This window comes from Legionella stuttgartensis, from assembly GCF_977063405.2.
Genome location: NZ_CDRUHA020000071.1, coordinates 65,869 through 78,431, shown reverse-complemented (window position 1 = coordinate 78,431; position 12,563 = coordinate 65,869). Strand labels below are relative to the sequence as shown.

The window sequence follows — 12,563 nt, the reverse complement described above, 5'->3', positions numbered from 1 at the left end:
CTACATATTGTTCATCCTTCGTGAGTTAGCTATAATAACAGGTTAGATTAAACTGTCTGAAGTTAATGGAGTGGTTTTCGATGCCAATTTATGAATACCAATGTACAAATTGTAATCATCATTTTGATTTGATGCAAAAAATCAGTGATGAGCCAGTTAAACAGTGTCCGGTATGTTATAAAGATACTGTAATTAAGCTTATTTCAGCTGCAGGCTTTCAACTTAAAGGTACTGGTTGGTATGCTACTGATTTTAAAAACAAAAGCAGTAAACCGCAGGAAACTACAACTAAAAATGATGACTCTGCTTCCACAGAGAAGCCAAAAGATACTTCTTCAGCTAAAACGACTCAAGATGGTGACAACAAGTGAAAACAAAGTCATTAAGAAGCTATTTACTCGCGGGATTGGTGGTATGGTTACCCATACTCATCACCATAGGTGTATTGCGCTTTATTATTGACTTACTCGACAACACGCTTGCTTTAATTCCTAAAGCCTACCAACCTGAGCAATTAATTGGACATTATATTCCAGGTTTTGGAGTTATCTTATCACTTGTTATTTTATTGGTCACAGGAGTAATTGCCACCAATTATTTTGGACAACGCTTAGTAGAATGGGGCGAGTCTATTCTAATTAAAATTCCTTTGGTCCGATCAATTTATAAAGCAGTAAAACAAGTAATTAATGCGGTATTATCTACAAATAGTGAAGCGTTCCGTAAAGTAGTTCTAATTGAGTATCCACGTAAAGGATTATGGAGTATTGCCTTCCAAACAGGTGCAGGAAATACTGCAATAAATAATAAAACAAAAGATGAAATGATATCTGTATTTATACCTACTACTCCTAACCCCACTTCAGGCTTCCTCATAATGACTCCTAGAAGTGATGTAATTGAGTTGGAAATGAGTATTGATGAAGCACTAAAATTTATAATTTCTTTAGGAGTAATGCCGCCTGCATCAGAGGCAGCGTTAGCAAACAATTTGTAAAAATTTAAATAGGCGGTTTTATATGCGTACACACTACTGTTTGGGCGTCGATGAGTCAAGTTTAGGTAAAGAGGTTGTTGTATGTGGTTGGGTACATCATCGTCGAGATCATGGTGGTGTGATATTTCTTGATGTTCGTGATAGCTCGGGTTTACTGCAAGTAGTGTATGAACCGGAAAATAAATTATCTTTCTCTGACGCAGAAAAATTACGATCTGAATTTGTTGTTCGTATTACGGGAATTGTACGTAAAAGACCCGAAGGAATGATTAATGATGCAATGGCCACTGGTAAAGTAGAGGTTGTTGGCACAAAGCTTGAGATTCTAAATCAGTCACCGACCCCTCCATTCTTACCTGATGATTTCCAAGTTGTGAACGAAGATTTACGTTATAAGTATCGATATATTGATTTGCGTCGTCCTTCAATGAAGCATAAATTAACGTTACGTCATGAGTTAAACAGCTGTATTCGAAATTATCTCAATCAGTATGGTTTCCTTGATATTGAAACACCAATGCTTACTAAAGCAACTCCAGAAGGGGCTCGTGATTATTTAGTTCCTTCCAGGGTACATCCTGGTTCATTCTATGCGTTACCTCAATCACCACAACTTTTTAAACAATTATTAATGATTTCGGGTTTTGATAAATATTACCAGATTGTTCGTTGTTTTCGTGATGAAGATTTGCGCGCTGATAGACAGCCTGAATTTACACAGCTTGATATTGAAATGGCTTTTATTGATGAGGAAAGCATTTTAGAGCTTATTGAAGGGTTATTAAAAACTGTATTTAAGCAAGTTCTTAATGTGGAACTACCCGAAAAGTTACGTAGAATGCCTTATGCTGAAGCAATGCGACGCTTTGGTAGTGATAAACCAGATTTACGTAATCCTTTAGAGTTGATTGATGTTGCAGATTTAGTAAAAGAGTGTGATTTTAAAGTATTTTCTGCTGCAGCTAATGATTTAGAATCACGAGTGATTGCTTTAAGATTACCTGGTGGATGTGACCTTAGTAGAAAAGATCTCGATGATTATGGTCGTTTTGTAAGTATTTATGGTGCTAAGGGTCTTGCTTACATTAAGGTAAACAATCTGGACGAAGGAATGGCTGGATTACAATCACCTATTTTAAAGTTTCTCTCTGAAGAAGCAGTACAATCAATTTTGCAACGCACAGAGGCTAAAACTGGCGATGTTATTTTCTTTGGATCTGATAAAAGTCATATTGTTAATGAGTCTATGGGGGCACTAAGAATAAAATTAGGACATGATAGAAAACTTCTCAAAGAGGGTTGGGAATTATTATGGGTTGTTGATTGGCCAATGTTTGAAAGGGATTATGAGAACAACAAGTTAAATCCCATGCATCATCCATTTACTTCGCCTAAGGATCTATCACCTGAGAACTTACGCGCTAATCCAACACACACATTAGCAAAGGCTTATGATATAGTAATTAATGGTTATGAAATCGGTGGTGGGTCCATACGTATTCATCAATCTGATTTACAAAAAGCAGTTTTCGAATTGCTTGGAATTAATGAGCAAGAAGCTCAGGAAAAGTTTGGCTTTTTACTTGATGCATTGCAATATGGTGCGCCACCACATGGTGGTATTGCTCTTGGTATCGATCGCCTCGCTATGTTACTTACAGACTCAACATCAATAAGAGATGTTATTGCTTTTCCTAAAACACAAACAGCATCGTGCCTTTTAACGAGTGCGCCATCACCTACGGGTAACGCACAATTAAATGAATTGGGAATAAGACTTGCTCCAACTACACAGACTAAATAGTATATTTAAACTTGGTAGTAACCTAGCTAACCTCGTACAAAAAGTGATTATCCCTGCGAAATCAGGGATCAATTCTCTAATTGGTGTAAAAACTAATTTGGGAAAAGATCCCTGTACGTGTAAGGATAATTTCTTCTTAGGAAAAATGAATTCATTGGTAAAGCGAACGTATTGGTGCTTTTTATTTTGTTTGCTTTTTTCTGCTTCCTTTGCTTCGACCGCACCAGTAAAAAAGCAAGTTACTTTTTCCGAATACTTAACTCAAGACAAAATACATCTAATAACCGCCATTCAAGATTCAAAAAAACCGATACAGCTTAAAAGTGAAAAGGAATTTAGCGACAAAATGAAGCAGGTGTCGGCGATACACTCAATGACGGAAGTTAAAATTGAAAGTTTAGAAAGTTTTTTTGAACATCAAAATAAAGAACAAAACTATCTTAATCAGCGTTTAAAGCAACTTCAACAGATGCCTCTCGATAAAGAGAACACGAGCATACCCGAACGTGTAGAGAAAGTAGAAAATTTAATCAATATTAACAAACAAACAATTCAACTTATTACTGAAAATTTAAAACTTGTTAAAGAATATCAAGCCTCTCTAGATGATGAGATAAAACATTTGGAGTCGTGGCATTCGAATTTTGTACTTGAACAAAAATTAATGCAGATTAAATCGCTAAAAGAACAACTCAATAAACGATTGAGTATGCTTTATGAAAGCAACGTAAAGAATCAGCCAGATAAGCGTTCTAAGTCATCACCAAAACTCGTAGCAGCAGATTACGAAGCAATGTTATTGATTAATAATCAAAATATTGCAGCAATTCAAAATCAATTAAATGCTTTAAATATACAAAAGACTGTGGTTAAAGGGGATATGATTTATCTTAAAAATCCTGATACCAAAAATTTGCAGCTTATCACAGAGATTTATAAAGATGCCTTAAATCAATACGCTAAAATAGAAAAGACAATACAGCACATTCAAAATTTTCTGAATAAAGAAACAAAACTTGTTGTAGCGCCAACGTTAAAGAAATCGATAAGCACGCTACAAAATACTTTAGCGCAACAGGTCAATGAAGCCAATGTACAAAAACAACTTTTACTTAAGAGCTTATCTGATTATCAAGCGCAACTTAAATCACTCATGTCTTCACGACAAACCCTTGCCGATTATAGCTTTAGCAGCTGGCCAATTATTGTAAAGAAAATAGTCGCTATTCCTGGATTAGTTTATAAATATTTAAAAACATTGAGCTTAAAAGTTTATGATAGTTATTTGTGGTTAAGTACTTTATCCATGGTTATCTTATGGGGTGGGTTTGCGCTGATAACCGGTTTTTTCTTTATGATAAGCCGTATCTTAAAAATGCTTCGTAGAGATAAAGAGCGGTCCCGTTTAACAGGTTATCTGTATGATGGTGTTCTAGTTCTCATACAAAGAAATATCCCTTATTTCTGTATTGTTTCCATGCTCTGGGCATTACTTTATATAACACATATTTCTTTTTCCAATTATCAATTATTGTTTAAATTAATCGCAGTGTGGTTTACTTTTAAGATTTTAATCTTAATAGCTCGTTTGGCATTATTAGAACGAGTCACTGACTCATCGGGTAAGGATGTTAAACTTTATTACCGTTTAAAATGGCTATTACTATTCGGCGGTTGGACCACCGCTTTAATGACTATTGGCCATTTATTACCCCTATCGATACTGCTTCAAGACATATTTAATCGATTATTTATGCTCTTTATTTTAACCGTATCTCTAGTTATATGGAAAAGTAAAGATGTCATTCCGTATCTTCTACGCCCGTTATTCAAGAGTCAAAAAAGATATGTTAGTAACGCGATTTCTTTATTGGTTATTTTGGTACCAATTACATTATTAACTACTGGGGTAATAGGGTTATTTGGATTTATCGGCTTAGCATGGAGCCTGAGTCAATATTTGGCTTATGCATTACTTGTACTAGTAGGATATATTATTGCCAGAGGTTTATTATTCGATGCGTTGGAATTGTTTTCTGAATTGATGATTTCTTCATTACGTAACGGATGGTTATGGGTGGAGGTCTTTTTAAAGCCCTTAGACAATATTTTACGTATTGTACTACTATTAGCGAGCATTCATGTTCTATTCCAATTATTTGGTTGGAATTCCGATTCCTTAGTTATGATCAATTTAGGTAAATTTGCTCAATATACTATTGTTAATATCCCAGGGATCCAAGTTACTGTAACAAGCACTATAGAATTTTTTATCCTACTTGCCGTGCTTGTTTGGGCCTCTAAATGGACGCGTGAATTCTGTTATCGTTGGTTGTATAAAAATGCCAAAGATGTAGGGATACGTAACAGTCTTTCGGTTTTCACTCAGTATGCCGTTATTCTTTTAGGTGGCTTTGTTTCTCTCCACGTACTTGGATTTGATTTTAGTGGTATGTCTATGATTGTTGGTGGTCTTGCGGTAGGTATGGGATTTGGTTTACGCGATTTTGCAAGTAATGTTGTAGGTGGTCTTATGTTGCTTGTTGAAAGACCTGTTCGCGAGGGGGACTTGGTAACTATAGGTGAGCATGAAGGACGTGTTGCCCATATCGGTATTCGCTCTATGAGAGTTTGTTCTTGGGATAATATGGAAGTTCTAATCCCCAACGCTGAAACGTTTAATAAACCTTTTACTAACTGGACACATCAGGACGGTATTGTCAGAACTGTTATTCCTATAAAAGTCAGTCGCTCGGATGATCCAGTGATGATCCAACAACTGATACAAGATATTCTGGCTACAACTCCAGAAATTGTGGGAGATCCTCCGGCTCAAGTTTTTCTTAAGAAAATTGATGAAGCATTACTTGAATTTGAGGCTCGATATTTTATCAATGTGCAAATTCACACCCGTGTTGAGGTACAATCTAAAGTATTGTTTGCTATTATGACTCAGTTCAAAGCAGCAAATATTAGACCTCCGATTGAGCCGCTCGCTATTGAGATTAAAGAAGGCCATGCTGACCTCACTGCCAAAAAACAGACCGCCGAAAACTGAAGCGGAATTGCTTGAGCGTTGTAATTCGATTGCGGGCCTTAGTTTTGTACAATTAGGTTTGAGCTTAGAATTGTTAATTCCGGCGCATCCTAATCAACGAAAAGGGTGGGCTGGTCAAGCAATCGAGTTGGCGTTGGGTACTGATGCTCAGAATAAATCATTACCCGACTTCCAAGCTTTAGGCGTAGAGTTAAAAACACTACCTCTAAATAAATCCGGAAAACCTACAGAATCTACATTTATAACGTCTATCCCTTTGCTCACTATTCATCAACAGCAATGGAACTCGTCTCAATGCTATGCTAAATTAAGACGGATTTTATGGGTTCCAGTAGAAGGGGATACGGATATTCCTTATTCACAGCGAAGAATCGGGCAAGGATTCTTATGGTCGCCCGATGAAGCAGAGGAACGTATTTTAGCAGAAGATTGGAATTATCTATCATTTCAAATCAGTAGTGGACATATTGAGACACTAGATGCAAAATCTGGTGAGTATCTGCAGGTAAGACCCAAAGCGGCAGATGGCAAATCATTATGTTATGGTTACGATGCTTATGGAAATAAAATCAAAACATTACCACGCGGATTTTATTTAAGAAGCAGTTTTACCGCAAAAATTTTATCATGTTCCATGGATCAAAATGTAATGAATTTATAATTGAATTAGAGAGTGGCTCGCTCTAAATGCGAACACCCTTTGGATTCGTAGTTTAATGATTTACTTGATTCAATGTTACGATTCATTCAGCTAATCTTTTAGTGTTTTTAGTACTACGCAGCAGTTGGAGCTTCACTTAAATTAAAAACCCGGATTACTTTGCAGTATCCGGGTAAACATAAATAATATTTATTATTCAGATTTAGAATGTCCAAAAGTAAGTGCCGAAGGCAACATTTCTCTTATCTGATCGACGGGTTGTTTGACTTTAGCCATTAAAAGCTCTCTAAAATGAGCATCTGTTGCGAAATAACGAATGGCTCCCTCTACACCTTTATATACACCTACATCAAGTTCTCGTCGTTCTACGCTTGCTTTTAAATCTTGAAGACGATTGAGATCGACATCAGGTTTAGACGATGAAAAAAGAGAGTAGGCACTGTAGAAACTACTCCAAATAGAGGTTTTAGTTTCTTCAGCGGCAGTTACTTTTTTCCACACCAGCATAAACTCATTGGAACATAATGGAGCCATTAATTTAATCATGCGTTGAATATCAGGATTTGAGAGTGTGTTTGTATTATCTGTTCCATCATAATAAGCTTCATTTTTTTTCAAACACCAGTTGTAAATGGTTTTCATCTCATCAAGTTGGCTATGAAAATCGGCTAGACTAAAATTTTGGAGAATGTAGCCAGCGGCGCCACAGTAAAGAAACATACTTAGAAAGTAATTTGCAAACTCAGGAATTGGTAAAAGGAATCCTGCTAGCCAAGAGCCTCCCCAGGCAGTTAGTCCGGTACTCATTCCTTGGAATAGATACATTAGATTGGCATTGTACTCAAAGTCATTAATATATTTTCTAAGCAATTTTTGCTGTTCTTCGTCATTTAAGTTATACGGTTTAGAAGTTAATGATTTTAAAGCGTCCGCACGCTCTTTTTTTGAGTTTTCAACAGCGTTCATTCCATCAACAGTAAGTGTCCCCACAATACTCTCCTTGAAAAATTACAATAAAATCCCTCTTCATCCTACCTGAAAAAACATAATTAGTGCTATTGCTTTTTTACAAAAATTCAATCTGTTAAAATTGTTGAGATGTTTTGGATATTTTGAAAATCCATAAAAGGCGAGTAGAATTAAAAGTAATTGATTTAAATAAAGTGGTTTGGATGATAAGGATACGCTATAAACAGTGAGCATAATCAATGTCTTAGAGTTGCTTCGATTTTATTTGACAAATTAATTAATTATAACTAATCTTGAATTGTGCAATGCAACATATGGAGATGCTAATGAAAAATGAATTTTTTGAGCAAAAATTTTTTAACAATTTTGACGCCCCAATGCAAAAGCTCATGGAGCTCAACGTTAAAATGATGCAAAACTTATCTTTAATGAAACCCGTAGATTTATTAAGCTTAAAAAGACCCGAAGATTTTTTTGAAAAAAATATGGAATTGTTTATTCAAAATAGTCATATGACTCTAAATTACATGCGAGAAACCTTCAATATACTTGAAAGTCATTGGTTAAATGTCTCTCGTAATTTGGATCAAAATACTAAAAAAATGATGAGTGAAGTCTCTACTACTATGGAGAAAAGTACTAAAGAAGCAACAGCTGCTGCCAAGTCTGCTGCGAAAAAAGTTTCTTCTGTTACTAAAAAGGCTTCTTCATCTGCAAAAAAAATGGCCTCTGCTATTAAGAAAGCCTCTGCGCCTGCAAAAAAAACGACTTCTGCTATTAAAAAAGCTACTTCGACTGTAAAAAAAGCAGCGCCAACCGCTAAAAAATCTTCATCATCAGTGAAAAAAGTAAGCCCCCAAAAAAATACTAAGGTAGCTACCAGTAAGACATCGACTGCCTTAAAAGCAAAACAGGAAGCTAAAAGTACTCCTCAAAAATCAACTGCAATACAGGCTAAAGCACCAATGGCTCAAAATGCGCCAAAGGACAATACAGCACCAAAACTAAGCAACCTAACAGAAAAAAGCAATCTTAATATCCAAAATATGGGTAAAAGCAATCCCATGCCAAATCAGTAAGAATAAAAGAGCTCTATCTTCATAGTAAGAGCTCTTTTATGTAATTATTTATCCCGTTTATTCTAAGATGCCTTGTTTCTGGTTCTCATCTTTAAAATATTTGATAAAAAATATTTTTGTGAGTTTAGGGTTTTGATTATTTTTTCTGATGAACTCAACTTGGAAACCACATTTTTTGTAAAAATCAGGAGCTTGGAATGCGCTAGTGACTAAATTTATATTATTAAAACCTTTCCCTTGAAATTGATCTTCAAGTGCTTGAAGTAATATTTTGCCATAACCTTTACCACGATGTTGCTGATGTACCCACATATCATCAATATAAATCTCTGCAAATGCAGTGAATGCATTGATGGCGCCACATACTTTCTGATTTTCATCTCTTAAAATGAGACAGAATGGTTTATAATTAACATCGGTCCCATGACTGGTTTCATACGCTATAAGATCCTCTCGCATGATTTCCTCTACTTCATCAGGTAGCGAATTGTAAAATTCTATGGTAGTGGTTTGTTTTTTTTGCATGAACTAACCCATCATTTTATTGTAAAGTAACGAGTTGATTAAAGTCAGGTAATATGGCTTGCAACTCTTTTGCCAAAGAGTATAGCAGTAAGTCATTTCTTTGAGCAGCACCAATTTGTATTGATATTGGAAGTTGATGATGCATCATAACAGGAATTGTCATTGCTGGCAGACCAGCTTGATTAAACAGTGATGTAAATGGAGAAAATTCAATATTTTTTTGTAAATAGCTCTCAAAGTCATCATCTGTTCTTAATTCGCCGATAAGCAAAGGAAGTTGGGCTAGGGCGGGGGTTAATATTACATCCGTTTGCTTTAATAACCGATGTAGTGGTTGAGTAAGTTGGTATAAACTCGCTTTTGCAATAAGATACTCATAAGCTGAAAGAGCTTGCCCACGCTTGTAAAATTCCCAGGCCACTGGTTCGAGTTCATTTTGTGTTGCCTTTCTTCCTAATTGAATTTCTTGTAGTTTAATCTCTGAATATGTATTGGCGGCGATAAGAGTAAGCACATAATTACCGATGGCATTAAGGTCCAGGGCTAATTTTTTTTTCTGAATTGTATGCCCCATTTTTTTTAATAATTCTTCAACTATATTAACTGCCTCAAGACATGGTTTTGCAACAGGTACTGATGCAAAAGCACCATCAAGATAAAGAATATTTAATGTTTTTTTATTCGGTTGATGTAGAGGTATCCGTGAACGATCCGTTAATTGATTAAATAATTCTTCTGAATCTCTAAGTGATCGAGTTAGGACAAAATTGACTGCCAGACCAGACCACAACTCATTAGTTAAAGGGCCTGTTGGGGTTAGACCTGTTGTAGGCTTAAAACCAAATAAACCACAACATGCGGCAGGGATCCTAATGGAACCACCGCCATCGCTTGCAGTTGCTACAGGTGCAATACCTGTAGCAACTGCTGCTGCAGAACCTCCGGAAGAACCACCAGAAGTTCTATTATGATCATAGGGGTTACGGCAAGGGCCCAATAAAACAGATTCTGTAACATAAGAAAGGCCTAACTCAGGTGTGTTTGTTTTTGCAATAGGGATAAAACCTAATGAAATCATTTTACTCACCAAATCACTGGTGAACTCAGAAATATTGTTAGCAAAAAATCGTGATCCTTCTGTGCTGCGGATTCCTACAAGGGGTTGTCCTAAGTCTTTTATTAATAAAGGGACACCATAAAATGGTTCATTACCCCTAAGATTAGCAAGACATTCCTTTGCAAAATCAGAACAATCAGTAACAATTGCATTGAGTGTTGGGTTCACTTCATTTATCCGTGAACGAGCGCAATTCATAGCCTCAGCGGGACTAACTTCTCGTGCTTTAATTCGTTTTGCAAGTTCAGTTGCATCACAGTTTAGATATTCTTTTAATAGCATGAAAATACCTTCCCTCCTAAAGATCCAGGAACAATTTTCATTGTTCCTGAATTAACTCTTTATACTGACTATTCTTTATGGCAATTCTTAAATTTTTCTTCCATCCTTGCTTCCATCTTTTTCATTTTATTTTGAAGTTCTGTTTTTTGTTGTGGGTTAAGCACAGAAAAAATTTGATTTTTTGCTGTGATTTTAGCTTTCATCATATCACCAATAAGTTTTGTCTTTTTATCAATTAAACCGTCAACTGCTGATTGATCCATGGTGGCTGATTCAGCTTGTTGATTGATTTGTCGACTTAAATCCTTCATTTGGTCCGCATCATTTTTCATTGAGGCTTTAAGTTGGTCTAAAATAGGTTTTATTTTAGCTTTTTGGCTATCATCTAGTTTGAGTGATTCAACCATACTTTTAAATCCCTCTCCACAGCCTCCAGAGTGAGCCAATACTACTGGGCTTACTGCTAGTGTAAATGCAAATGCAGCGGTCTGTATAATTTTTTTATACATGATACGTCCCTTCCTTAGTTAAGTGTTAAAATCATAAGTTAGTATAGATGTTCCAAACTGATTTTTGTTAATTTTGAGTGAACTAGATGAAAATAAAATCTTTTGAGCCACAACTTGTACTGGCGACACTTAAGGACTACCCAACAATCCAAAACATGGCTCGCTTCTATGTTTACGACATGTCAAAAGAATGCGGTTTTATTTCTACCGATTGGAATATTCCCGCAGATGGCTTGTATGAATGCTTTGATTTCAAAAAGTATTTTATAAATGAAACTCGAAAAGCCTATAAAGTTTTAATCAATGAGGAGCTTGCAGGCTTTGTTCTCTTAAATTGTGAGGGAAAGCGTTCTGAAACCGAGTGGAATATGGGTGAGTTTTTTATTCTAGGAAAATTTCAAAAAAAAGGAGTAGGAAAAGCGGTTGTGGGAAAAGTCTTTATATCACATCCAGGGCACTGGGAAGTTTCTGTAATTCCTGAAAACCAAATAGCTTATAAATTTTGGCGTAAAACCATTTCAGAATATACAAAAAATCAATACTCAGACGAAATTGTGATCGTTGATTATGATCCAGCACAACCTAAGCGGATCTTATTTAGTTTTGATATTTAAGTTTCGTCTTCCGAACTAATCAAAATTGGTACCGTGTGACGAGGATTACGCTCTTAATAAAACGTTAAGAAAATATACCTATAATGACGCATGGAAAAATATAAAAAATCTATATGACTACACCATTTTGGCAAATACGAAATAGAAAATTCTTAACACGACAAGCGAACATGGAGGGTAATCTCGCTATATGTCTTCATGACCTTAATCGTGATTTAACAATAATTCACTTTAATGGCATATCATTACTGGATATTTGTATTGCTGACTTAAAAATTGATTCAACAGGAATGAATACTAACGAGAAAATAGCTGTCGTAAAAGCGAATCTCACTATTGATCATATTTCCAACCTCTTTAAAAGAGAATTACTAAATTTTTGTAACGATGAGGAGCTACAAGCTCAGTATGTTAATAAATTAAGCAAGGTTTTTTATCAATGGGGACTACTTTATTTAGCAGCTCAGTCACTCACTGATAATATTGAGGTTGCAGAAAAAGGATACACTGTTGATGGAAATAAATTAAATACAAAAGTTAATATTTATGAAAAAAATGGAAGTATCTATATTGATGAGCAAACAGAGCTAATGGGCTTAGATAAACGAGAGGGATTAGGTGCAGTCGAAGTGAGTAATGACGATAAATCTGCAATGATGATTATAAAAAATAGACTCCACTTGAGACCTACCGAGTTAGGCGGTATGGAGTATGCAAATACAGATTTAACTATTGAATATAATAGTACTCTTGCGCAAACACTATATGATAAAAGGACATTTGTTGAGAAGATCATTGACCTCATTAAATCAATTTTAAGTCGCAATGGGATTGATGACTTTTCATTTGCATTTGATGAAGAACCTCCTAAACCTACTATATAAGCCTCCTGCAAATCCATTAGTAAATGAATATCGTTCATTCTAAAAAAGCTAATGGAGAACGATA

General features: G+C 35.6%; 12 protein-coding genes. 8 read left to right on the top strand and 4 right to left on the bottom strand.

Features of this window, described 5'->3' with window-relative positions:
• Positions 1 to 80 precede the first annotated feature (80 nt).
• The 5 genes from ACWTEW_RS24970 (at position 81) to mutH (ending at position 6,520) form a co-directional block, all read left to right on the top strand.
• A complete protein-coding gene (locus ACWTEW_RS24970; RefSeq protein WP_454780801.1) occupies positions 81 to 371 on the top strand; it encodes an FmdB family zinc ribbon protein in 291 nt (96 codons plus the stop codon).
• Positions 368 to 997, top strand: coding sequence for a DUF502 domain-containing protein (locus ACWTEW_RS24965; protein ID WP_454780800.1), 630 nt, complete (start codon positions 368 to 370; stop codon positions 995 to 997). Before ACWTEW_RS24970 ends, ACWTEW_RS24965 begins: the two co-directional genes overlap by 4 nt.
• Positions 998 to 1,019: 22 nt before the next feature.
• Positions 1,020 to 2,801 carry an aspartate--tRNA ligase gene (gene aspS / locus ACWTEW_RS24960; RefSeq protein ID WP_454780799.1) on the top strand — a complete coding sequence of 594 codons (1,782 nt, stop codon included), beginning with the start codon at positions 1,020 to 1,022 and terminating at the stop codon, positions 2,799 to 2,801.
• 145 nt (positions 2,802 to 2,946) lie between these two features.
• Positions 2,947 to 5,859, top strand: coding sequence for a mechanosensitive ion channel domain-containing protein (locus tag ACWTEW_RS24955; protein WP_454780798.1), 2,913 nt, complete (start codon positions 2,947 to 2,949; stop codon positions 5,857 to 5,859).
• The gene (gene mutH / locus ACWTEW_RS24950; RefSeq protein WP_454780797.1) at positions 5,819 to 6,520 is read left to right on the top strand and encodes a DNA mismatch repair endonuclease MutH; all 702 of its coding nucleotides are present in this window, start codon (positions 5,819 to 5,821) and stop codon (positions 6,518 to 6,520) included. The genes ACWTEW_RS24955 and mutH overlap by 41 nt, the downstream gene beginning before the upstream one ends.
• Before the next feature lie 192 nt (positions 6,521 to 6,712).
• On the opposite strand, the gene ACWTEW_RS24945 is transcribed toward mutH, so the two are convergent.
• Entirely contained in the window at positions 6,713 to 7,510 is a 798-nt protein-coding gene (locus ACWTEW_RS24945; protein WP_454780796.1) for a hypothetical protein, read from the bottom strand.
• Between the two features lie 305 nt (positions 7,511 to 7,815).
• On the opposite strand from ACWTEW_RS24945, the gene ACWTEW_RS24940 reads away from it, so the two are divergent.
• Complete coding sequence (locus tag ACWTEW_RS24940) at positions 7,816 to 8,568, top strand: hypothetical protein (RefSeq protein WP_454780795.1); 753 nt, start codon at positions 7,816 to 7,818, stop codon at positions 8,566 to 8,568.
• Positions 8,569 to 8,625: 57 nt separating this feature from the next.
• Here the strand turns inward: ACWTEW_RS24940 and ACWTEW_RS24935 are convergent, their stop codons facing one another.
• The 3 genes from ACWTEW_RS24935 to ACWTEW_RS24925 form a co-directional block, all read right to left on the bottom strand.
• Positions 8,626 to 9,093, bottom strand: coding sequence for a GNAT family N-acetyltransferase (locus ACWTEW_RS24935; protein ID WP_454780794.1), 468 nt, complete (start codon positions 9,091 to 9,093; stop codon positions 8,626 to 8,628).
• Between the two features lie 16 nt (positions 9,094 to 9,109).
• Positions 9,110 to 10,492: an amidase gene (locus tag ACWTEW_RS24930; protein WP_454780793.1), complete on the bottom strand. Its 1,383-nt coding sequence runs from the start codon at positions 10,490 to 10,492 to the stop codon at positions 9,110 to 9,112.
• A 68-nt stretch (positions 10,493 to 10,560) separates the two neighbouring features.
• Positions 10,561 to 11,001: a Spy/CpxP family protein refolding chaperone gene (locus ACWTEW_RS24925; protein ID WP_454780792.1), complete on the bottom strand. Its 441-nt coding sequence runs from the start codon at positions 10,999 to 11,001 to the stop codon at positions 10,561 to 10,563.
• An 86-nt stretch (positions 11,002 to 11,087) separates the two neighbouring features.
• On the opposite strand from ACWTEW_RS24925, the gene ACWTEW_RS24920 reads away from it, so the two are divergent.
• Both ACWTEW_RS24920 and ACWTEW_RS24915 read left to right on the top strand, forming a co-directional pair.
• Positions 11,088 to 11,615 carry a GNAT family N-acetyltransferase gene (locus ACWTEW_RS24920; RefSeq protein ID WP_454780791.1) on the top strand — a complete coding sequence of 176 codons (528 nt, stop codon included), beginning with the start codon at positions 11,088 to 11,090 and terminating at the stop codon, positions 11,613 to 11,615.
• Positions 11,616 to 11,728: 113 nt separating this feature from the next.
• On the top strand, positions 11,729 to 12,499 hold the full coding sequence (locus ACWTEW_RS24915) for a hypothetical protein (RefSeq protein WP_454780790.1): 771 nt from the start codon (positions 11,729 to 11,731) through the stop codon (positions 12,497 to 12,499).
• Positions 12,500 to 12,563 lie beyond the last annotated feature (64 nt).